Origin of the sequence: Zobellella denitrificans (assembly GCF_002237365.1) — a bacterium.
Classification (GTDB): Bacteria; Pseudomonadota; Gammaproteobacteria; order Enterobacterales; family Aeromonadaceae; genus Oceanimonas; species Oceanimonas denitrificans.
The window spans coordinates 1-22,721 of the sequence record NZ_NMUO01000066.1 but is presented as its reverse complement, the minus strand read 5'-3'; the positions used below and the strand labels follow the sequence as shown (position 1 = coordinate 22,721).

20 protein-coding genes and 1 pseudogene are annotated in these 22,721 nt (G+C 59.5%); 6 read left to right on the top strand and 15 right to left on the bottom strand.

Annotation, left to right across the window (positions count from 1 at the left end):
* The first annotated feature begins 359 nt into the window (after positions 1–359).
* The 3 genes and pseudogenes from CGX12_RS13620 (at position 360) to CGX12_RS13610 (ending at position 2,995) form a co-directional block, all read left to right on the top strand.
* A protein-coding gene (locus CGX12_RS13620) for an IS3 family transposase (RefSeq protein ID WP_438273039.1) occupies positions 360–1,516 on the top strand; the annotation gives its coding sequence in 2 pieces (ribosomal slippage) (positions 360–630 and positions 630–1,516; 1,158 coding nt in all).
* Positions 1,517–1,693: 177 nt separating this feature from the next.
* Positions 1,694–1,991 (top strand): annotated as a pseudogene (locus tag CGX12_RS20410) (LysR family transcriptional regulator); the annotation flags it as partial.
* A 53-nt stretch (positions 1,992–2,044) separates the two neighbouring features.
* Positions 2,045–2,995 carry a LysR family transcriptional regulator gene (locus CGX12_RS13610; protein WP_094040414.1) on the top strand — a complete coding sequence of 317 codons (951 nt, stop codon included), beginning with the start codon at positions 2,045–2,047 and terminating at the stop codon, positions 2,993–2,995.
* A 141-nt stretch (positions 2,996–3,136) separates the two neighbouring features.
* On the opposite strand, the gene CGX12_RS13605 is transcribed toward CGX12_RS13610, so the two are convergent.
* Positions 3,137–3,451, bottom strand: a complete 315-nt coding sequence (locus CGX12_RS13605; protein WP_094040416.1) for an NIPSNAP family protein — start codon at positions 3,449–3,451, stop codon at positions 3,137–3,139.
* A gap of 602 nt (positions 3,452–4,053) precedes the next feature.
* Between CGX12_RS13605 and CGX12_RS13600 the strand changes: the two genes are divergently transcribed.
* Complete coding sequence (locus CGX12_RS13600) at positions 4,054–5,010, top strand: LysR family transcriptional regulator (protein WP_094040413.1); 957 nt, start codon at positions 4,054–4,056, stop codon at positions 5,008–5,010.
* A 38-nt stretch (positions 5,011–5,048) separates the two neighbouring features.
* Here CGX12_RS13600 and CGX12_RS13595 read toward each other — a convergent pair whose 3' ends face one another.
* Together CGX12_RS13595 and ydiJ are read right to left on the bottom strand one after the other, a co-directional pair.
* Complete coding sequence (locus CGX12_RS13595; protein ID WP_094040412.1) at positions 5,049–5,375, bottom strand: transposase; 327 nt, start codon at positions 5,373–5,375, stop codon at positions 5,049–5,051.
* Positions 5,376–5,456: 81 nt separating this feature from the next.
* Positions 5,457–8,531: a D-2-hydroxyglutarate dehydrogenase YdiJ gene (gene ydiJ / locus CGX12_RS13590; RefSeq protein WP_094040411.1), complete on the bottom strand. Its 3,075-nt coding sequence runs from the start codon at positions 8,529–8,531 to the stop codon at positions 5,457–5,459.
* Between the two features lie 123 nt (positions 8,532–8,654).
* On the opposite strand from ydiJ, the gene CGX12_RS13585 reads away from it, so the two are divergent.
* Positions 8,655–9,593: a LysR family transcriptional regulator gene (locus CGX12_RS13585; protein ID WP_094040410.1), complete on the top strand. Its 939-nt coding sequence runs from the start codon at positions 8,655–8,657 to the stop codon at positions 9,591–9,593.
* Between the two features lie 267 nt (positions 9,594–9,860).
* Complete coding sequence (mutS, locus tag CGX12_RS13580) at positions 9,861–12,443, top strand: DNA mismatch repair protein MutS (RefSeq protein WP_254918298.1); 2,583 nt, start codon at positions 9,861–9,863, stop codon at positions 12,441–12,443.
* A gap of 121 nt (positions 12,444–12,564) precedes the next feature.
* Here mutS and rpoS read toward each other — a convergent pair whose 3' ends face one another.
* The 12 genes from rpoS to CGX12_RS20105 form a co-directional block, all read right to left on the bottom strand.
* Positions 12,565–13,539, bottom strand: a complete 975-nt coding sequence (gene rpoS / locus CGX12_RS13575) for an RNA polymerase sigma factor RpoS (protein ID WP_094040408.1) — start codon at positions 13,537–13,539, stop codon at positions 12,565–12,567.
* Between the two features lie 42 nt (positions 13,540–13,581).
* The gene (locus tag CGX12_RS13570; RefSeq protein WP_438273038.1) at positions 13,582–14,382 is read right to left on the bottom strand and encodes a peptidoglycan DD-metalloendopeptidase family protein; all 801 of its coding nucleotides are present in this window, start codon (positions 14,380–14,382) and stop codon (positions 13,582–13,584) included.
* A 197-nt stretch (positions 14,383–14,579) separates the two neighbouring features.
* A complete protein-coding gene (locus CGX12_RS13565; protein ID WP_094040406.1) occupies positions 14,580–15,161 on the bottom strand; it encodes a YqaA family protein in 582 nt (193 codons plus the stop codon).
* Positions 15,158–15,787: a protein-L-isoaspartate(D-aspartate) O-methyltransferase gene (locus tag CGX12_RS13560; protein WP_094040405.1), complete on the bottom strand. Its 630-nt coding sequence runs from the start codon at positions 15,785–15,787 to the stop codon at positions 15,158–15,160. Before CGX12_RS13560 ends, CGX12_RS13565 begins: the two co-directional genes overlap by 4 nt.
* A 4-nt stretch (positions 15,788–15,791) precedes the next feature.
* Positions 15,792–16,538 carry a 5'/3'-nucleotidase SurE gene (gene surE, locus CGX12_RS13555; protein WP_094040404.1) on the bottom strand — a complete coding sequence of 249 codons (747 nt, stop codon included), beginning with the start codon at positions 16,536–16,538 and terminating at the stop codon, positions 15,792–15,794.
* Positions 16,519–17,562 (bottom strand): tRNA pseudouridine(13) synthase TruD, encoded by a 1,044-nt coding sequence (truD, locus tag CGX12_RS13550; protein WP_094040403.1) that lies wholly within the window; start codon positions 17,560–17,562, stop codon positions 16,519–16,521. Before truD ends, surE begins: the two co-directional genes overlap by 20 nt.
* The gene (ispF, locus tag CGX12_RS13545) at positions 17,559–18,035 is read right to left on the bottom strand and encodes a 2-C-methyl-D-erythritol 2,4-cyclodiphosphate synthase (protein ID WP_094040402.1); all 477 of its coding nucleotides are present in this window, start codon (positions 18,033–18,035) and stop codon (positions 17,559–17,561) included. Before ispF ends, truD begins: the two co-directional genes overlap by 4 nt.
* The gene (gene ispD / locus CGX12_RS13540; RefSeq protein WP_094040401.1) at positions 18,032–18,727 is read right to left on the bottom strand and encodes a 2-C-methyl-D-erythritol 4-phosphate cytidylyltransferase; all 696 of its coding nucleotides are present in this window, start codon (positions 18,725–18,727) and stop codon (positions 18,032–18,034) included. Before ispD ends, ispF begins: the two co-directional genes overlap by 4 nt.
* A complete protein-coding gene (ftsB, locus tag CGX12_RS13535; RefSeq protein WP_094040400.1) occupies positions 18,724–19,014 on the bottom strand; it encodes a cell division protein FtsB in 291 nt (96 codons plus the stop codon). The genes ispD and ftsB overlap by 4 nt, the downstream gene beginning before the upstream one ends.
* 104 nt (positions 19,015–19,118) lie before the next feature.
* Positions 19,119–20,420 (bottom strand): phosphopyruvate hydratase, encoded by a 1,302-nt coding sequence (gene eno / locus CGX12_RS13530; protein ID WP_094040399.1) that lies wholly within the window; start codon positions 20,418–20,420, stop codon positions 19,119–19,121.
* Between the two features lie 76 nt (positions 20,421–20,496).
* On the bottom strand, positions 20,497–22,134 hold the full coding sequence (pyrG, locus tag CGX12_RS13525; protein ID WP_094040398.1) for a glutamine hydrolyzing CTP synthase: 1,638 nt from the start codon (positions 22,132–22,134) through the stop codon (positions 20,497–20,499).
* Positions 22,135–22,366: 232 nt separating this feature from the next.
* Positions 22,367–22,721: FAD-binding protein (locus CGX12_RS20105; RefSeq protein WP_217898179.1), on the bottom strand; the 355-nt coding region annotated here is incomplete at its 5' end.

Genomic DNA, 22,721 nt, shown 5'->3' with positions numbered 1-22,721 from the left:
ATCACCTTGACTGGGCCTGTCAGTATTTACGACGAAACGCCCAGCCATCGCAGCAGAGTAAATCCAGGCAGGGCAATGGGTTACGTGACATTTATGAACATTTTAATGCTTAAGTACCTGGCTATGAATGGTGACTAGTTTCAAACATTCGCGTCGACCCGATAATGAAAGAGAGCTCCGTTAATCCTTAATCACCAAAGAATGCGAGATGCCAGTCAAACATCGGAATCACCATGTACGGCAGTTCCATTCACACCCTCTAGCCCGGATTTCTCATGAGAAGGTAGCATATGAAGTGGCTATAGTTCCCCAGACACACAGACGCAGGTAAGATCACCTGCCCAGAGAAGGTGTGTATCATGAGTCAGAAGAAAGCCTATACCGCTGAGTTTAAAGAAGCCGCAGTCAAGCTGGCGGTGGAGTCCAAGCAATCCGTCAACCAGACCGCCAGGGAGCTGGAGGTTAACGTCAATACGTTACATACCTGGATCGCCAAGTACCACCGCCAGCAGAGCACCAAGGGCGATGGTAAAGTGGGCGAGCAGCACCTCTATGAAGAGTTGAAGCAGCTCCGCCGGGAGAACGCCCGACTCAAGGAAGAGCGAGAGCTGTTAAAAAAGGCGGCCGCCTTCTTCGCCAAAGAATCTCGCTAAGGTATGCCTTCATCGACGCCAATCAGGGTCAGTTCAGCACTGCCCTGATGTGCCGTGTGTTTGAAGTGTCTCGCAGTAGCTATTATGAGTGGCGGTCCAGGCCGCCCAGCCCGCGAAAACAGCAGGAGAAGGCGTTGAAGGCGAAGATCCGTAAACACCATGAAGAAGGCCGAGCAACCTATGGGACGCGGCGCATTCAGAAGAAGCTGACGGGAGACGGTGAGGCCGTCAGTCGCCGCCGGGTTGCCCGACTGATGAAAGAAGAAGGGCTGGCATGCAAGACGCGGCGGAAGTTCAAGGCCACCACCAACTCGAAGCATGACAAGCCGGTCGCGCCGAACCTTCTGGCGCGACACTTCTCGGCAGAAAAGCCGGATCAGGCCTATGTGGGGGATATCACTTATATCCCGACACGGGAGGGATGGCTCTATCTGGCGGTCTTTATCGACCTCTGCTCACGGGCGGTGGTGGGCTGGTCGATGGGTAGCCGAATGCCGGCGTCTCTGGTGAGCGATGCGCTGAGCATGGCGATCTGGAAACGCAGGCCAGCTGCCGGGTTACTGGTTCATAGCGACCGGGGCAGTCAGTATGCTTCAGATAGCTTCCAGCGCTTGCTCAAGCAGCATGACTTCAAATGCAGCATGAGCCGGAAGGGAAACTGTTGGGATAACGCCCCGTCAGAGAGCTTCTTCCACACGCTGAAGACCGAGCTGATCTATCACGAGGACTTTACGACGCGGGAAGAAGCGAAGCAGGCCATCTTCGAGTATATCGAAGTGTTTTATAACCGGTTGCGGCTGCATTCCAGCAATGACTACATGAGTCCATTGGGCTATGAATCAGAGCTGCGAGCAGTTGCTTGAGAATGTGTCCGGAAAACTGTTGCCAGATCAAATGAGGAATTGACCTTCAACCAGACGCAGTTCGCAGGTATCATCCAGGCATGCTCCCTTGTAGTAACGGTGAGCGTCAGCCGGTATGCCGTGGTCTTATAGGCTTCACCAGCAGATAAGATTGCTCACCACTGCGGAAGACACCTCATGTTGCCATCATTAACCTCTATTCTCTCCCGCCTGCGTCTGAAACATATGCAGTTGCTAGTGGCCATCGAGGATCACGGCTCATTGCACAAAGCAGCCAGGGCGATTTCAATCTCTCAGCCTGGGGCGACCAAGGTCCTGCAAGAAATCGAGGTTTCCATCGGCATGCTGCTGTTTGAGCGCACCTCAAAAGGCATAGTTGCCAATGAAGCCGGGCGCTGCGTTACCCGCTATTCCCGTTTGATTTGTAATGATATTGCGCACATGAGAGAGGAAATCACGGGGCTGATTGAGGGTGNCTTATAGGCTTCACCAGCAGATAAGATTGCTCACCACTGCGGAAGACACCTCATGTTGCCATCATTAACCTCTATTCTCTCCCGCCTGCGTCTGAAACATATGCAGTTGCTAGTGGCCATCGAGGATCACGGCTCATTGCACAAAGCAGCCAGGGCGATTTCAATCTCTCAGCCTGGGGCGACCAAGGTCCTGCAAGAAATCGAGGTTTCCATCGGCATGCTGCTGTTTGAGCGCACCTCAAAAGGCATAGTTGCCAATGAAGCCGGGCGCTGCGTTACCCGCTATTCCCGTTTGATTTGTAATGATATTGCGCACATGAGAGAGGAAATCACGGGGCTGATTGAGGGTGCCGGAGGCCACATTGCCGTTGGGGCTGTCATGGGTGCCATGCCGCTACTGACCAAGGCCGTGCATGAGTTGCGGAAGGAACAGCCGTCGCTCTCAATAGAAATTTTTGAAGACAATAGCGGTAACCTGATGAACCAGCTTGCTCAAGGACGCCTTGATCTCGCGCTATGCCGGCCCGCCATGGGACACAAGCTTTCCGCTACCGATAGTCTGCCGCTCAGTGATGAGCCTATCGCCGTGGTGACCCATATCCAACACCCACTGGCCAGGATAAAGCGCCTTAATTTTTCCAAACTTGCCAGCTATCCGTGGATTTTCTATACCGCCAATATGCCGATGCGACGTGCCATTGAACGCGAACTGCAGCAATCCGGTCTAGAACCGATTCAACCCTCGCTAGAGACTGCCTCGGCTGTAGCCACCATTATGCTATTGCAACAGGATCCGAGCCTGGTTGCCGCCCTACCAGAGGACGTAGCACGCTTTTTTGCCCAAAATCAGCTGGTTGCCTTACTTGATATAGATATCACCCCATCAATGAGCGCCTATGACATCGTCAAACGGCAGGGCGCTCAACTGACGCCCGCTGCTCACATGCTGATATCTCGACTCTATCTCGGCGTGGGCAAGAACTATCATTCAGATGTATGGTAAGGTTAAAAATGAGAGACCAAATCATCATCAATATATAGAAATTTTATTATACACCATCACCTCAAGTTCAAAGCTCATCTAAAAATCCATCCTAAACAACAAACTCGACACATCTATTATTTTTATAACCTTCCTCACCACTCATCTAATTGGAGAAAAATCAGCAGCACGAAGCAGCTTAGACTCCTGCCTTTCTAACATTGAAAAAGCTTTAGGAACAAATAGACCAAGCCAGTCTTCATCATTATAAAGATCTTCTCGCTTACTAATTCTTTCATCTAAACTTTCGTAACCCCAAATGTGAACAACTTGATTTAGCTCACCTATTTCGGTGTACCACCACCCTACAAGCTTTGCATACTTTGAGATTACAGGAAGACCAACCTCTTCAAAGTGCTTAAGATACTCTTTCATTCTACCAACTTTAACACTATAAGTTCTCATCTCATAATACACAACAACCTCCCAAAAAACATATTTCAACTCAATCAAATATAACTACCAAAATAAAAACCACTTAAACATACTTCACATCAAAATTTAAATGAAATTTATAAAGATAACGTCTATTCCTATCGAAAACCTTGGAAATTGAAATGAGGTGTTTATTAGATCGACAACGACAAAAATACAAAAAAAATAACAAGCGCACCTAAAACCTCACACAACCAGTACCTTGTAAATACATCTCACCTATATAAGCAGGCAATCAGTTAACACTAAATAAGCAACCAGTTTACACAACACAACAAGATATAGTAATGAATAATTCTGATTGGCAGATAACCAAAAGCAATCACCCCTAAAAATTCAGCACATAAAAGAAGAAAAAATCGGTGTGACATCACAAAAAAACTTAATAAATTACCAATCTGGAACACATCATATAAAATTCAGACCATAAACATTAAAGAGCCACTGACTTCAAGAAGGCTGGGACATAAGTGTCACCCTGACTTATCAAACTTTCCAACTAGCCGACACTGATTGCCCCGGATGTCCTAGACTTATAGGCTTCACCAGCAGATAAGATTGCTCACCACTGCGGAAGACACCTCATGTTGCCATCATTAACCTCTATTCTCTCCCGCCTGCGTCTGAAACATATGCAGTTGCTAGTGGCCATCGAGGATCACGGCTCATTGCACAAAGCAGCCAGGGCGATTTCAATCTCTCAGCCTGGGGCGACCAAGGTCCTGCAAGAAATCGAGGTTTCCATCGGCATGCTGCTGTTTGAGCGCACCTCAAAAGGCATAGTTGCCAATGAAGCCGGGCGCTGCGTTACCCGCTATTCCCGTTTGATTTGTAATGATATTGCGCACATGAGAGAGGAAATCACGGGGCTGATTGAGGGTGCCGGAGGCCACATTGCCGTTGGGGCTGTCATGGGTGCCATGCCGCTACTGACCAAGGCCGTGCATGAGTTGCGGAAGGAACAGCCGTCGCTCTCAATAGAAATTTTTGAAGACAATAGCGGTAACCTGATGAACCAGCTTGCTCAAGGACGCCTTGATCTCGCGCTATGCCGGCCCGCCATGGGACACAAGCTTTCCGCTACCGATAGTCTGCCGCTCAGTGATGAGCCTATCGCCGTGGTGACCCATATCCAACACCCACTGGCCAGGATAAAGCGCCTTAATTTTTCCAAACTTGCCAGCTATCCGTGGATTTTCTATACCGCCAATATGCCGATGCGACGTGCCATTGAACGCGAACTGCAGCAATCCGGTCTAGAACCGATTCAACCCTCGCTAGAGACTGCCTCGGCTGTAGCCACCATTATGCTATTGCAGCAGGATCCGAGCCTGGTTGCCGCCCTACCAGAGGACGTAGCACGCTTTTTTGCCCAAAATCAGCTGGTTGCCTTACTTGATATAGATATCACCCCATCAATGGGTGACTGCAACATCGTCAAACGGCAGGACGCTCAACTGACACCCGCGGCCCATTTACTAATCTCCCGGCTTTATCTTAACATAGGAAAAACCTATGACCCAGACAACTGGCAAGGGTAAACAAACGTCCTACCCTGCTCGCCGTTTTACCCGGTACCTTAGGGTAAATAGCTGTTCCGAATATTAACCCGGCTTGCAAATAGATCACGCCGCATACCGGATAAGAGGATGTTTGAAGTATTTTTAACCCGGTCAGGTTTGTTCTGAAACCCCTTCATATGTCGTGTGACCTTAGCCTTGAGATCTTGGTGACTGCGAGCCGGCGATGACGCCCGGATCCCTTGCTTCAGATCACCATTCAGGTATTCATCTGGGTTGAGCTCGGGTGAATAAGGCGGCAGATAAAACACCTCTATCTCTTGCTTATGTTTTTCCAGCCAGGAGCGAACCAGCTTGGCACTTCTCCAACGAGTCAGGCACTTCATGGATACGGTTTCGCCCTTTCCCGGAAGTGGTTACGGAACAGCCAGAATGTAGCACTATCAGGATCAGTTATTTACAAAAAACTAACCTTTATCATCTGCACATCCCAACTGCGCCAACAAAACCTGCAGCGGGTGCGGCAACCGTTGCTCGTCAAAGCGCTTGACCTGGCTGCGGCAGGAATAACCGGTGGCCACCAGCTTGCCCTGGTGGTTCGCGTCGTTGACCGGCTCGTGCCAGCTCAGCTCATAGATGCGCCTGGAGGTCTGATAGTTGGCACTTTCGTGGCCATAGGTGCCGGACATGCCACAGCAACCCACCTCCAGCACCTCCAGCTTCTGGCCCAGCGCCGCAAACACAGACTGCCAGTCACGGATGGACGGTGCCGCGGAGGTCTTTTCGGTACAGTGTGGCAGCAGCCGGAAGGTGCCGGCGGGCAGCCCAACCCCCGCTCGCGCCAGCACCTCCTGCTGCTTGCCGAGCCACTCCTGGATCAGCATGACCTCCGGCAACTCGGCCTCCGGCAGCGCATAGGCGTATTCCTGGCGGTAAGTCAGTGTCATCGACGGATCAATGCCGATCAGGGGCAGGCCACTGTCGGCCAGCGCCTTGAGCATGGCGGCATTGCTTTTTGCAGCCCTGGTAAAGGCACCGAGGAAGCCATGCACATGCAGAGGCTTGCCATTGGGCCTGAACGGAGCAACCAGCACGTGAAAGCCGAGCCGACCAAGCAGATCGACCACGTCAAGCACCAGCCCGGTTTCGAAGTAACTGGTGAAGGCATCCTGCACAATCACCACCGCTTTGGCACGTTGCGCCTCGCTCAATTTCGCCACCGTGGCCGGTGTGGCCAGTGGAATACCGCGCCGGCGCAACTCCCGCCGCAGATCCTGGCGGCTGATTTCAGGACTGTCGACCATGCCGACCCGCTGCTGAAAGAACCGCTGCATCACCCGATTGCGCATCGCCCAGTTATAAGGCGCCGGGAACCGTGCCAGCACCGGCATCATGTATTCCAGACTGCCGACCAGATAGTCCTTGGCCGGGCGCAGATAACGGCTGTAATACACCTCGAGAAAACGGGCCCGAAAGTCCGGCACATTGACCTTGATCGGACACTGGCCGACACAGGACTTGCAGGCCAGGCAACCCATCATGGAAGCGTGAACCTCGTTGGAGAAATCGTACTCGCCCCGTTTTTTGCCCAGGCTGTTGCGAACTCGTTGTGGCAGTCCCCCGATAAAAGAGCTTGCCCTGGCCCGCTGGCTGGCCGCGTTGAGATCCACGCCCAGCCCGGACATCAACCGCAGCCATTCCCGCACCAGCGATGCCCGCCCCTTGGGGGAATGAATGCGCTCGCGCGTGCCCTTCCAGGACGGACACATGGCATCGTTGGCGGCATAGTTAAAACAGGCGCCGTTGCCATTGCAGTTCATCGCCGAGTCGAACGTGTCGCGCACGGCCACCGGGATCTGTCGATCATGCTGGCCGCGGGTCGCGACGCCATCAATCCTGAACAGCTCGGCGTCGCTGGTTAACGGCGTGGCAATCTTGCCGGGGTTGAGCTGGTTGTGGGGATCAAAGGCTCCCTTGATGCGCTGCAGCTCGGGATACAGGTCGCCGAAAAATTCGGGCGCGTATTCGGAGCGGATGCCCTTGCCATGTTCGCCCCACAGCAAGCCCTTGTATTTCCGGGTCAGGCGCACCACCTCGTCGGTCACTTCCCGGATCAGCCCTTCCTCGGCCGGATCCTTCATGTCGATCGCCGGGCGCACATGCAACACCCCCGCATCAACATGCCCGAACATGCCATACTGCAGCCCTCGCTGATCGAGCACGGCACGAAACTCCATAATAAAGTCGGCCAGGTTCTCCGGCGGCACTGCGGTATCCTCAACAAAGGGCAGTGGCCGACGATCCCCCTCGGCATTGCCGAGCAGGCCGACCGCTTTCTTGCGCATGGCCCATATCTTGTTAATCTCGGAACTGCCGTACACCACTGTATAGCCGAAACTCTGGCCAGGCTGACCGCTAATCGCTTCCAGGTGCGCCTCAAGTTTATCAACCCTGGCCCGCAGCTCAATTTCATTATCGGCAGTGTACTCCACTAGGTTAATGCCACGGATGTCGGGCTCGCCAATATCGTGGGGAAAATAATCACGTACCGAATCCCAGATAATGTCGTCCATCGCCAGGTTCAGCACCTTGGAATCCACCGTCTCTATCGAAGTCGGCCCCCAGTCCATTAGCGCCTTGGCGTCACGCAAGGAGGCCTCAAAGCTGTCGTACTTGATATTGACCAGCGCCGAGCAGGCCGGGATCGGCAAGACATTGAGCCTGGCCTCGGCGATAAAGGCCAGGGATCCTTCCGCCCCACAGAGTACTGAATTGAGGTTGAAGCGCCCTTGTTCATCGCGAATATGAGCCAGATCATAGCCGGTCAGGCATCGGTTCAGTTTTGGAAAGCGGTCGGCGATATCGGCGCGGCGGCGCTGGTAAATGTCGTCAACCAGCCGATGCAGTTCACCGACGCTGTCATCGCGCGCCGCGATTTGTTCAAACTCGGCTTCATTCAGTGGAACCGATTCCCAGACGGTACCATCCAGCAGCACCGAACGCAGGGTCAGCACATGGTCGCGGGTCTTGCCATACAGACAGGAGCCCTGGCCGCTGGCATCGGTATTGATCATGCCACCAATGGTGGCGCGGTTGCTGGTCGACAGCTCAGGGGCGAAAAACAAACCGTAAGGCTTCAGCGCCGCATTAAGCTGATCCTTGACCACCCCGGCTTCCACCCGAACCCAGCGCTCCTCGGCATTGATCTCGAGAATACGGTTCATGTGCCTGGAGCAATCGACGATCAGGCCGTCGGTCAGCGACTGGCCGTTGGTGCCGGTACCGCCCCCCCGCGGGCTCATGCGAATGCCGCTGAAGCGCTGCTCTGCAGCAAGGCGGGCGATCAGCATCAGATCCTCAATGCCGGCCGGATACAGCACCCCCTGAGGCAGTAACTGATAGATGCTGTTGTCTGTGGACTGCACCACCCGGTTGGCATAATCGGAGCTGATTTCTCCCCTGAACCCTTGACCTTCAAGCTCGGCGAGAAACTCCAGATACAGGGGGGCTGTGGTATCGGTATGGGAAATGCCTGGGATCATGGCGTCAATCGACCTCATCGGGGTGCGGCCGACTTCGGCTTAGCACCATTTGTCATCATGAACGCCATGATGCAGAATCCTTATTTATCACTCAAACGGTAAAATTTTATTAATTAATAAAAAATGACGAACAATCTATCCATTCGGCATCTTCGGGCTTTCGTTGCTGTTGCCCAACATGGCAGTTTCACACGGGCAGCTGAGCACCTGTATGTAACCCAGTCATCACTGACCGCCACCATCAAGCAGTTGGAACAGCAAACAGGCTTGATCCTACTCGATCGCACCACCCGCCGCGTCCTGCTCAACCACGAGGGCGAACGGTTTTTACCTGTGGCCGAACGGCTGCTGTCGGATTTTGATACCGCAGTGGGCGACCTGCAGGCTGTGGCCGCTTACCAGCACGGCAAAGTAGGCATTGCCGTCTCACCGTCAACACTATCCTGTCTACTGCCTCCCGTGATCAAGGAGTTCCACAGCCTCTACCCTCACATCAGCCTACTGCTACGTGATGACAGTGCAGCCGGAATTGAGCAGCATGTGCTGGCGAATCACGTTGACTTTGGCATCGGCGGTAACCACTCCGAACAGCCAGAACTGAGCTACTTTCCACTCCTGCGTGACCGTTATGGTGTCGTACTCGCACCAGATCACCCCTTAGCGCAACAGCAGGGAGCAATAGCCTGGCAGGAACTGAAGCATGAAAAGCTGCTGATGCTATCCACCGATACCGGCATTCGAGCCCAGTTGTCCCGTAATCCTGCCGGCCACGGCATTGAACTGGTGCTGGCTCACCCCAGTATAGAAGTCTCAAATCCGGCTGGCCTGGCTGCGCTTATCGACACCGGTCTTGGGTTGTCTATCCTGCCAGCCCTAGCCGCCGGCACCCACTCCTTTAAGCAATTACGATTCAGACCACTAGATCATCCTGCCATCTATCGGGATCTGTATATAATCCATCGACGCGGCCGTTCTCTGAGTCCAGCCGCTGATGTGATGCTTCGACTAGTGCGACAGAAATTCTCTAAAATGATTCTTCCTCCATTTGTTGAAGCTATATAGCGAGATGTACTCAATTAGGAGGATTTATGTACACTTTAAAAAGATGAAGATCTTCATGCTCCCGGCTTCTGAACGTGCTGGCGGCAGAGTACAGCCTGCTCGTTACATGGTTTTCAGACTATCAAAGGTGTATGGTCAAGATCCTACACTAAAACCTACACAAATGCGTAGGCTTCAGTGAGATTCATTGGGACAACATGGAACAGCCGGAGAAAGTGGAAAAACACAAAAACCCTTTAAATACAGCAACTAGCAGCATCTAAAATCATGAAAAAAGAAGAAATCTCACACCAGCACACACCTATGATGCAGCAATATCTCGCCCTCAAGGCCCAGCATCCGGACATACTGCTGTTCTACCGCATGGGGGATTTTTATGAGCTGTTCTACGACGATGCCAAGAAGGCATCCCGGCTGCTGGACATCTCCCTCACCAAGCGCGGCCAGTCGGCCGGCACCCCCATCCCCATGGCGGGCGTGCCCTACCACGCGGTGGAAAACTACCTGGCCCGGCTGGTGCAGTTGGGCGAGTCGGTGGCCATCTGCGAGCAGATAGGCGATCCGGCCACCAGCAAGGGCCCGGTGGAGCGGCAGGTGGTGCGCATCGTCACCCCCGGCACCCTGTCCGACGAGGCCCTGCTGAACGAACGCCAGGACAACTGCCTGGCGGCCGTCTACCACGACGGCCAGCAGTTCGGCTACGGCATCATTGACGTCAGCACCGGCCGCTTCGTGGTCAACCAGTTCGGCAAGGAAGAAGACCTGATCGCCGAATTGCAGCGCACCCAGCCCGCCGAGCTGCTCTATCCGGAAGGCTTCGGCTGGTTCCACCTTCTCGAGCAGCGCAAGGGCCTGCGCCGCCGACCCGAATGGGAATTCGATCTGGGTACCGCCCGCCACCTGCTGTGCCAGCAGTTCGGCACCCGGGACCTGGTCGGTTTCGGGGTGGAGCAGTCGGCCACCGCCCTTTGTGCCGCCGGTTGCCTGCTGCAATACGTCAAGGACACCCAGCGCACCGCCCTGCCCCACATCAGCGGCATCCGCCTGGAGCGCAGCCAGGACATGGTGATCATGGACGCGGCCACCCGTCGCAACCTGGAACTGACCCTCAACCTGTCCGGCACCCAGGACAACACCCTGGCGGAGGTGCTGGACAACACCGCCACCCCCATGGGCAGCCGCCTGCTCAAGCGCTGGATCCACCAGCCCAGCCGGGATCGGCAGGAATTGACCGCGCGACAGGACATGATCGCCACCCTGATGGAGCAGGGCCGTCACGAGGGGCTGCGCCCCCTGCTGCGCCAGGTGGGCGACCTGGAGCGGGTGCTGGCCCGGCTGGCGCTGCGCTCGGCCCGGCCCCGGGATCTGAGCCGGCTGCGCGCCGCCCTGCAGGCCCTGCCCGAGCTGCAGGAACTGCTGACCGAGTGTTCCCCCGGTTGCCTGGATCCCCTGGCCGAAGGCATCGGCCAGTTTCCGGAGCTGGCGGATCTGCTGGAGCGGGCCATCATCGACAACCCGCCGGTGGTGATCCGCGACGGCGGGGTGATCCGCGACGGCTTCAGCCCCGAGCTGGACGAGCTGCGCGAGCTGGCCGCCGGCGCCCACCGCTACCTGGAAGAGCTGGAAGCGCGGGAAAAGGCCGCCACCGGCATCCATACCCTGAAGGTGGCCTACAACAGGGTGCACGGCTTCTACATAGAGGTGAGCCGGGCCAGCGCCCACCAGGTGCCGGTGCACTATGTGCGCCGCCAGACCCTGAAGAACAACGAGCGCTACATCATCCCCGAACTCAAGGAGTACGAGGACAAGGTGCTCAACGCCCAGAGCAAGGGCCTGGCCCTGGAGAAAAAACTCTACGAGGCCCTGCTCGACCGCCTGCTGGAACAGCTGGCCCCGCTGCAGCGGAGCGCGGGCGCCCTGGCGCGGCTGGACGTGTTCGCCAACCTGGCGGAGCAGGCGGAAAGCCTGGACTACTGTCGTCCCGAACTGACCGACGACGAGGTCATCGAGATCGAGGAAGGACGCCATCCGGTGGTGGAGCAGGTGATGAGCGAGCCCTTTATCGCCAATCCCCTCAGCCTCTCGGAGAACCGCAAGATGCTGGTGATAACGGGGCCGAACATGGGGGGGAAATCCACCTATATGCGGCAAACTGCGCTGATCGTGCTGCTGGCTTACATCGGCTCCTTCGTGCCGGCGCAAAAGGCCCGCATCGGCCGGGTGGACCGCATCTTCACCCGCATCGGCGCTTCCGACGACCTGGCCTCGGGCCGATCCACCTTTATGGTGGAGATGACCGAAACCGCCAATATCCTCAACAACGCCAGCCGCCACAGCCTGGTGCTGATGGACGAGATCGGCCGGGGCACCAGCACCTACGACGGCCTGGCCCTGGCCTGGGCCTGCGCCGACGCCCTGGCCAACCGGCTGCACGCCTACACCCTGTTCGCCACCCACTACTTCGAGCTGACCGAACTGGCCGGGCTCTGGCCCAGGGTCGCCAACGTGCACCTGGATGCGGTCGAGCACCAGGACGGCATCGCCTTTATGCACGCGGTACAGGAGGGCGCCGCCAGCCGTTCCTACGGCTTGCAGGTGGCCGCCCTGGCGGGGGTGCCCAGGCCGGTGCTGAGCCTGGCCAGGCAGAAGCTGGCCGAACTGGAGCAGGGCCATCAGCCACCGGCCGCCAAGGGCAGGAAAAAGCCTGAAGTCCAGCCCTCGCTGCCGCTGTTCGATGCCGAGCCGGATCCGGCCCTGGCACTGCTCGACGACGTGCAGCCGGACGAGCTGAGCCCGCGCCAGGCCCTGGAGCTGCTGTACCAGCTGAAGCAGGCGCGGCGTGAGGCGTGAGGCGTGAGGCGTGAGGCGTGAGGCGTGAGGCGTGAGGCGTGAGGCGTCAAAAGCATAAAGAAACGGCGGCAGAAACAAGGTTTCTGCCGCCGCTTTTTTGAGGTTATGCCTTGGTGGTTTATCAGTCGCTATGGAACAGGGTATCAATGGACAACCCCTGCTGGGTCAGGATTTCCTTCAGCCGGCGCAGGGCCTCCACCTGGATCTGCCGTACCCGCTCCCGGGTCAGGCCGATTTCCCGGCCCACGTCCTCCAGGGTCGAGGCTTCATAGCCGAGCAGGCCGAAGCGCCGGGCCAGCACTTCCCGCTGCTTGGGATTGAGCTCTTCCAGCCAGTGCACCAGGCTCAGGCGCATGTCGTCTTCCTGGGTCTCGGTTTCCGGATCCGTGTCTCGTTCGTCGGTGATCACATCGAGCAGGGCCTTGTCGCCGTCCCCCCCGATGGGGGTGTCCACCGAACTGATCTTCTCGTTCAGCTTGAGCATGCGGGACACGTCCTCCACCGGTTTGTCGAGGGCCTCGGCGATTTCCTCGGCGGTGGGCTCGTGGTCCAGCCGGTGGGCCAGCTCCCGGGCGGTGCGCAGGTAAACGTTGAGTTCCTTGACCACGTGGATGGGCAGGCGGATGGTGCGGGTCTGGTTCATGATGGCCCGCTCTATGGTCTGGCGGATCCACCAGGTGGCGTAGGTGGAAAAACGGAAACCGCGCTCGGGGTCGAACTTCTCCACCGCCCGGATAAGCCCGAGGTTGCCCTCTTCAATCAGGTCGAGCAGGGCCAGGCCCCGGTTGTTGTAACGGCGGGAAATTTTGACCACCAGCCGCAGGTTGGATTCGATCATCCGCTTGCGGGCGGCGAGATCGCCGCGCAGGGCCCGGCGGGCGTAATGGACCTCTTCCTCCGCGGTGAGCAGCGGAGAAAAACCGATCTCACCCAGGTACAACTGGGTGACATCCAGGGTGCGTTGGCTGGGGGCGCTGAGGATTTCTTCTTCCTGAATACTTTCCTGCTCATCGCTGTCGGCCGCGATCGCCTCCAGTTCAACATCAGCATCAAAATCCACGTCGTCGTCGCGGACGATGTCTTTGCTATGGCTCATGGCAGTTCTCCCTAAATCCGGGTACTACCTGACTCCCGGTGTCTATCGCTTTGGCAGATATCGCATCGGATCGACCGATGTCCCCTGATACCGGATCTCGAAATGCAACCGGACATCAGTGGTATCACTGCTACCCATATCCGCTATGTGCTGTCCCGCGCTCACCGCTTCCTGCTCCTTGACCCGGAGCACTTCGTTGTGGGCGTAGGCGGACAAGTAATCATCGTTATGCTTGATGATGATCAGATTGCCGTAACCACGTAGCGCACTCCCTGCGTAAACTACCTTACCGGCAGCGGCCGCCTTGATGGCCTGGCCCCTGCTGCCCCTGATATCAATGCCCTTGTTGCCGGTTTCGGCCAGCGAAAACCCGGAGATGATGGGTCCCTGGGCCGGCCATTGCCAGACGATAGCGGTATTGACAGCGGCGTTTTTTTGTACTTTGGAACCAGCGTATGCTTTTCCTTGAGCCGGTGCAAGAGGCTTCGTCGTTTTTGCGGGGCTGCTCGTACCAGCCGGCCTGGCGCCGTTCTGGGCGGTGGACGGCCGGACTGCCGGCGCCGGGGAAGCGGCCGCCGCGGGCACCGGTTTGGACGATGCTGACGGCTCGGAACGCAGGGTGAGCTGCTGTCCCACATAGATGCGATAAGGTGGCTTGAGGTTGTTCAGGGTGGCCAGATCCGCCACCGAATGACCGGTCTGGCGGGAGATGGCGTTCAGGGTGTCTCCCCGCTTTACCCGGTAGAAGGTACGCCGTCCACCGGGCACATCCAGGCGCAGTACCTGCCCCACGTAGATGTTGTAGGGAGGCTGGATATTGTTATGGCGGGCCAGGGTAGGCACATCGGTTCCGGCCTGCCAGGCGATGGAGTAGAGGGTATCCCCCCGCTCCACCCTGTGGCTGTGGCCACCGATGGGTGCCGGGGCGCGACTTCCCACCCCCGTAACGGGGGCGGGACGGGGGGCGGCGCAGGCGGTCAGCAGGGCGAGCGATGCCAGCACCATACCCAGCAGCCTGATGCTTGCGCCCCGCCCCCGCATCAGTGCCTCAGCAACAGGTAGGCCACCACGGCCGCCGCCACGCACAGCCAGCCGAGCAGGTCGATGTACTGGATAAGCTTGCGCTCCATGCGCACCCCTCCCCATACCATCAACCCCGCCACCAGGAAGAAGCGTAACCCTCGCCCCACAATGGAAATCATCACGAAGGGCAGAAAGGCCATCTGCAACAGGCCGGCGGTCACCGTAAACACCTTGTAGGGAATGGGAGTAAAGCTGGCGATAAAGATGACCCAGACGCCCCACTCACTGAACCACTGCTGGGCCACCTGCATCTTGTCCTGGTAACCCATGGTGTTGATGAAAGGCTCGACCAGGGGTTCCCACAGGGCATAACCCAGCAGGTAGCCGAAGGCCGCACCCAATACCGAGAACACCGTGGCCATGGCGGCATAACGCCAGGCCCGTTCCGGTTTGGCCAGGGCCATGGGGGCCAGCATCACGTCCACCGGCACCGGCCAGAAAATAGACTCGACGAAACTGGTCATGGACAAATACACAGGCGCATGGCGGTGGACCGCCCACATCATCACCTGCCGGTACAACCGCGAAAATATCTTCACTCAAGCTCACCCTTCACTAAAGGTACGAAGCGCACCGGCTCCAGCTCGGTACGCACAAAATTGTCGCCCTGGCGCTCGTAGCGCCACAGGGATTGGCGGTGTTCCCCGACCGGGATCACCATGCGGCCGCCGTCCGCCAACTGGGACAACAGCGCCTGGGGTACTTCCCTGGCCGCCGCCGTCACCAGGATGGCATCGAAAGGCGCCTTGCTGGTCCAGCCCTGCCAGCCGTCCCCGTGCTTGGTGGACACATTGTGCAGGTCGAGCCGCTGCAACCGGCGACGGGCCTGGTACTGCAGCGCCTTGATCCGCTCTATGGTGAACACCTGCTCCACCAGTTGCGCCAGCACCGCGGTCTGGAAACCGGAGCCGGTGCCGATTTCCAGCACCCGCCGGGGCTGGTGCCCGGCCAGCAACACTTCCGTCATCCGCGCCACTATATAGGGCTGGGAGATGGTCTGGCCAAAACCGATGGGCAGGGCGCTGTTGTCCCAGGCCTGGTGGGCCATGGCCTCGTCGACGAACTGGGCCCGGGGCAGGCCGGCCAAGGCCCGCAGTACCCGTTCATCCCTGATACCCTGCTGCTGCAGCAAGCGATAGAGCTGCTGTCCCGCTAACGTCAGCACGCCGTTACTCCACGTCTTGAATCCAACTGGTCAATGCCGCCATTTGGCTGTAGGCCGTCATGTCGATGGTCAGGGGAGTGATGGACACAAAGCCCCGCTCCACCGCATCGAAGTCGGTTCCCTCGCCCGCATCCTGCTTGGCCCCGGGAGGTCCTATCCAGTAGATGGGCCGGCCGCGGGGATCGAACTCCTTCAGTACCGCCTCGGATCTGTGCCGGTTACCCAGACGAGTCACCTTGATACCCTGAATATCGGCCAGGGGCAAGTCGGGCACATTGACGTTGAGGATCTGGTTGGAGGACAGCGGCGCCCGCAGCAACCCCTGCACCAACAGGCTGGCGTAGTGGGCCGCGGTGTCGAAATGGCGGTCGCCGCACAAGGAGACGGCCACCGCCGGCAGCCCCAGATGCCGGCCCTCGGTGGCCGCCGCCACGGTGCCGGAGTAGAGCACGTCGTCGCCCAGGTTGGCACCGTGGTTGATGCCGGCCACCACCATGTCCGGATCCGGATCCAGCAGGCTGTTCACCGCCCAGTGCACGCAGTCGGTGGGCGTGCCCTTGACCGAATAGAAGCCGGTGTCGTCGAGCTGGTCGGCCCGCAGCGGTACCTCCAGGGTCAGGGAGTGACTGGCGCCGCTGCGGTTGCGATCCGGCGCCACCGTCACCACCTCGGCAAATTCCGCCAGCACCCGGCTCAGGGTCCGGATCCCCAGGGCATTGACCCCGTCGTCATTACTCACCAGTATCTTCATGGTTTTCCTTGTCCTTGATCAGTTCCCGTACCAGGCTGGTGGCATAGCTGCCCGCCGGCAGCCAGAACGACAGCCGCAGGCGGTCGCCCTCCCGTTGCCAGGCCAGTTCCTCGGGCCTGAGCAGCAGCGCCCGCCGCTCCTGCTTGAGGCCGTTGGCCTCGAGCCCGGCGCACAGCGCCTCCTGCCCCACCAGGGCCGCCTGCTCCAGGGCGGCGGCCTCATCCTGGCTCGGCAGCCGGCCCCGCCCCCACAGGGGCGCACTCAGGCGGATATCGCCACTGGCGAAGCGCGCCGCCATGGCCTCGTCGAGGGGGTTGTCCTCGCCCAGGGTAAAGAAGGACTGGCTGCCGGCCAGCATCACGCAGTCACCGGCCAGCAACTGCTCGCCCAGCCCTGCCGCCAGCCGGTGGCTCGCCGCCAGGTTGAACAGGTAGCTGCGCGCCGCCGACAGGTACAGGGAGCGCTTGTTGCGATCCTTGATGCGCCGCCCGGCGAACATGGCTTTCGCCTGCTCCAGGTTGCCGTAATCCCGGCCGAAACGCTGGTCGCCGTAGTAGTTGGGCACCCCCCGGGCGGCGATGGCGGCCAGACGGGCATCCAGATCGCCTTCGCCCTCCAGCCCGGTGAGGGCCAGTTCGAAGCGGTTGCCCCTGAGGGCGCCGGTCTTCAGCTTCTTGTGGTGGCGGGCGATGGCCAGGATCTGCACATCCTCGTTTTCCAGGGGCGAGAAATCGGGCATCTCCTTGCCCGGCAGGTGCACCCCGAACCACTGTTCGGTGACCGCGTGCCTGTCCTTGAGCCCGGCCCAGGTCACGTCACGCTGGGCCACGCCCGCCAGCCGGGCCAGTTCCCGGGCCACCCACTGGGTGTTCTGGCCGCGCTTGCGCACGTGCAGCAGGATATGCTCGCCCTCGCCGCTGGGGGAAAAACCCAGATCCTCCCGCACCACGAAGTCTTCGGGCGCGGCCTTCAGGCAACCGCTGACTTCCGGTTGGCCGTGCAGATAATGCCAGTTATTGCTCATTGTTTTACCAGTAACACCACGGCTTCCGCCGCCATGCCCTCTTTGCGGCCAACAAAGCCGAGTTGTTCGGTGGTGGTGGCCTTGACGTTGACCCGGCCGACCTCCGTTTCCAGATCGGCGGCGATATTGGCCACCATGGCGTCGATATGGGGCGCCAGCCTGGGCGCCTGGGCCAGCACGGTGACGTCGGCGTTGCCGAGCACAAAGCCGGCCTGTTTGACCCGGTTGAACACGTCGCGCAACAGGACGCGGCTGTCGATGCCGGCGAAGGCGGCGTCCGTGTCCGGAAAGTGGCGGCCGATGTCGCCGGCGCCGATGGCGCCGAGCAGCGCATCGCAAAGGGCGTGCAGCACCACATCACCGTCGGAGTGGGCCAGCAGCCCCTGCTCATGGGGCACCGCTACCCCGGCCAGGATACAGGGGCCTTCGCCACCGAATTTATGCACGTCGAAACCGTGCCCGATTCGCATCATTGTTCGCTCTCTATCCTCTGCTGCAGAAAAAAGCCCGCCAGGCCCAGGTCTTCCGGACGGGTGATCTTGATATTGTCGGCCCGCCCCTCCACCAGACGGGGACGGTGGCCGGCCCACTCCATGGCCGAGGCCTCGTCGGTGATCTCGCAACCGGCGGCCAGGGCGCCGGCGAGAGCCTGCCGCAGGAGAGCGGTGGCGAAGCACTGGGGCGTGAGCGCATGCCAGAGTTCCTCCCGCGACACGCTCTCCAGGATGGCGCCCCGGCCGTCGCCGCGCTTCATGCTGTCCCGCACCCGGCAGGCGAGAATGGCGCCGTCGCCCAGCCGCCCCGCCGCCAGCACCGCGTCCAGATCGGCCGGGTGCAAACAGGGACGGGCGGCGTCATGCACCAGCACGAACTCGGTCTCGACCCGCGCCAGGGCGTTGTGTACCGAGTCGGCCCGTTCCCGGCCTCCCGCCACCCGCAGCACCCGGGGATGCCGGGCGACGGCCAGGGCAGGGAACCAGGAGTCGTGCTCCGCCGTGGCGACGATGATGCGCGCTATGGCAGGGTGCCCCAGCAGCCGGTCCAGGGTGTGTTCGAGCACGGTACGGCCATCCAGCGTCAGGTATTGCTTGGGCAGGCTCGCGCCCATGCGCTTGCCGACCCCGGCCGCCGGTACGACCGCGGTAAAGGGCGAAGTCACTGTCATGGTTGCGGTTTGTCTTGTGCGGGCAGCAGCCGGTAGAAGGTTTCACCGGGCTTGATCATCCCCAGATCGTTGCGCGCCAGTTCCTCCACCGCGGCCAGGCCGTTGTTGAGATCCTCGATCTCCCGGTAGAGCAGGGCGTTGCGTTCCACCAGCAATTGGTTGTCCTCCTGCTGGCGGAACACATTGGCCCGGGCTTCGTGGTATTCGGCTAGGCCGTTCTTTCCCCACCACAGGTGGTGCTGCAGAGCACCCAGCAGGGCGAGCAGTATCAGCGTCAGGGTGCGCATCCATCCTCCTAAGTTGCGCGCTAGTTTCCCATATTCGGGCGGCGAACAAAAGAAACCCCGCGCTGGGCGGGGCTTCGAGTTCAGGACGGAAGGGAAGGCAGGGCTCAGGCCTGGCCTTTCACCTCGGCCAGACCGCGGTAGGGAGCCTTGGCACCCAGCTCTTCCTCGATGCGGATCAGCTGGTTGTACTTGGCGATACGGTCGGAACGGCTCATGGAGCCGGTCTTGATCTGGCCGGCACAGGTGCCCACGGCCAGGTCGGCGATGGTGGCGTCTTCGGTCTCACCGGAGCGGTGGGAGATGACGGCGGTGTAGCCGGCGTCCTTGGCCATCTTGATGGCGTTCAGGGTCTCGGTCAGGGAGCCGATCTGGTTGAACTTGATCAGTATGCTGTTGGCGATGCCCTTGTCGATGCCTTCTTTCAGGATCTTGGTGTTGGTCACGAACAGATCGTCACCCACCAGCTGGATCTTGTCGCCCAGCACCTTGGTCTGGTAGGCGAAGCCGTCCCAGTCGGACTCGTCCAGGCCGTCTTCGATGGAGACGATCGGGTACTGCTTGGTCAGCTCTTCCAGGTAGTGGGTGAATTCCTGGGAGGAGAAGACCTTGCCTTCGCCCTTCAGGTTGTAGTTGCCCTTTTCCTTGTCGAAGAACTCGGAGGCGGCGCAGTCCATCGCCAGGGTCACGTCCTTGCCCAGCACGTAGCCGGCTTTCTCCACGGCTTCCTTGATGGCGGCCAGGGCGGCGGCGTTGGACTCCAGGTCCGGGGCGAAACCACCCTCGTCACCCACGGCGGTGGACAGGCCCTTGGCCTTCAGCACCTTGGCCAGGTTGTGGAACACCTCGGCGCCGATGCGCAGGGCTTCCTTGATGTTCTTGGCGCCGACCGGCTGGATCATGAACTCCTGGATGTCGACGTTGTTGTCGGCGTGCTCACCGCCGTTGATGATGTTCATCATCGGCAGCGGCATGGAGAACTGGCCGGGAGTGCCGTTCAGCTCGGCGATCCAGGCGTACAGGGGCAGGCCCTTGGCGGCGGCGGCGGCCTTGGCGGTGGCCAGGGACACGGCCAGGATGGCGTTGGCGCCCAGGCTGGCCTTGTTATCGGTGCCGTCCAGGTCGATCATGATCTGGTCGATCTCGGCCTGCTGGGTGGCGTCCTTGCCGGCGAGGGCGGCGGCGATCTTGTCGTTGATGTTGGCCACGGCGGTCTGTACGCCCTTGCCCAGGAAGCGGGACTTGTCGCCGTCACGCAGTTCCAGCGCTTCGCGGGAGCCGGTGGAGGCACCGGACGGCGCCGCGGCGCGGCCCATAAAGCCGCCTTCCAGATAGACGTCGGCTTCAACGGTGGGGTTGCCGCGGGAGTCAATGATTTCGCGACCGATCACTTTAACGATCTTTGCCATTCTCTCTTTCCTCTTGAGTTAAAAACAAAGCACTAAAAAATACGGCCAAGCCAGGTGGCTCAGCCGTAGGATCAGGTTATTCCAGTTCACCCTGCTGGTATTGGCCGGCTGCCTTCACGAAGCCGGCGAACAGGCCGTGGCCGTCGCGGGGAGTGGAGGTGAATTCCGGGTGGAACTGGGCCGCCACGAACCAGGGATGATCCGGGTTCTCGATGATCTCCACCAGCTTCTTGTCGGCGGAGCGGCCGGTCACCTTCAGGCCCGCCGCTTCAATCCTGGGCAACAGCCGGTTGTTCACTTCGTAACGATGGCGGTGACGCTCGTAGATGGTATCGGAGCCGTACAGGGCATGTACCCTGGAGCCCGGCTCCAGGTGGCACAGCTGGGCACCCAGGCGCATGGTGCCGCCCAGATCCGACTGTTCGTCGCGCACTTCCACCTTGCCTTCTTCGTCCACCCATTCGGTGATCAGACCCACCACCGGGTAGGGGCTGTTCTTGTCGAACTCGGTGGAGTGGGCGCCTTCCAGGCCGGCCACGTTGCGGGCGTATTCAATCAGCGCCACCTGCATGCCTAAACAGATGCCGAGGTAGGGCACGCGGTTCTCCCGGGCGTAGCGGGCCGCCATGATCTTGCCCTCGACCCCGCGCTCGCCGAAGCCGCCGGGCACCAGGATGGCGTCCAGGCCCTCGAGCAGGCCCAGGCCCTTGCTTTCCAGATCCTGGGAATCGATGTACTTGATGTTGACGGTGAGCCGGTTCTTCAGGCCGCCGTGCTTGAGCGCCTCGTTCACCGACTTGTAGGCGTCGGGCAGCTCGACATACTTGCCCACCATGCCGATGGTCACTTCCCCCACCGGGTTGGCCTCTTCGTAGATCACCTGTTCCCACTCGGACAGATCGGCGGGCGGGCAATCCAGGGCGAAGCGGCGCACCACCAGCTCGTCCAGCCCCTGGGAGCGCAGCAGCGCCGGGATCTTGTAGATGGAGTCCACGTCTTTCAGGGAGATAACGGCCTTTTCGGACACGTTGCAGAACAGGGCAATCTTGGCGCGCTCGTTGGGCGGAATGGCCCGGTCGCTGCGGCAAATAAGGATATCGGGCTGGATACCGATGGACAGCAGCTCCTTCACCGAGTGCTGGGTCGGCTTGGTCTTCACCTCGCCGGCGGCCGCCATGTAGGGCACCAGGGTCAGGTGCATGAACAGGGTGTGCTCCCGGCCCACTTCCACCGCCAGCTGGCGCAGCGCCTCGAGGAAAGGCAGGGACTCGATGTCGCCCACTGTGCCGCCGACTTCCACGATGGCCACCTGATGCCCTTCGGCACCGGCGATCACCCTGTCCTTGATGGCGTTGGTGATATGGGGGATCACCTGGATGGTCGCGCCCAGGTAGTCGCCGCGCCGTTCCTTACGCAGCACGTCCGCATAGATACGACCGGTGGTGAAGTTGTTGCGGCGGGTCATCTTGGTGCGGATGAACCGCTCGTAGTGGCCCAGGTCCAGATCGGTTTCGGCACCGTCGTCCGTCACGAAGACTTCACCGTGCTGGGTGGGGCTCATGGTGCCCGGATCCACGTTGATGTAGGGATCCAGCTTCATGATGGTCACGTTGAGGCCACGGGCTTCGAGGATGGCGGCCAGAGAGGCGGCTGCAATGCCTTTGCCCAGGGAGGAGACCACCCCGCCAGTAACAAATATATATTTAGTCGTCATGCTGAACCTGAAGAAAGCTAGGGAACGAATGAAATGTGGAATTCAAGACGGGGTCATAGTATACGCAAGATGCCCGATAACGACAATGAAACAATGTCCGGGCAAGGCCGTCCCCTATCCGCATTCGAACCTGCTGCCAGCGGCAGACTGGACGGCACTATAACGCCATTTGTAGTTTTATTACAACAAAATGTAACAACCAAAACTTGATGCAGGTCAGATAACAGCGTTTCTATGGCGCCAGTTGTCTTTCCAGCTCGGGCAGCACATCGAACAAGTCCGCCACCAGGCCGTAATCCGCCACCTGGAAGATGGGCGCCTCCGCATCCTTGTTGATGGCCACTATCACCCTGGAGTCCTTCATCCCCGCCAGGTGCTGGATGGCACCGGACAGACCCACGGCGATATAGAGCTCGGGCGCCACTATCTTGCCGGTCTGGCCCACCTGCATGTCGTTGGCGGCAAAGCCCGCGTCCACCGCCGCCCCGCTGGCAGCCGGTTCGTGGGCGAGGAGCTGAGCCCGAATGAGCGGCCCGAACTCACCTCGGCGCGGGTGGTGATCTCCGGCGGCCGGGGCCTGGGCTCGA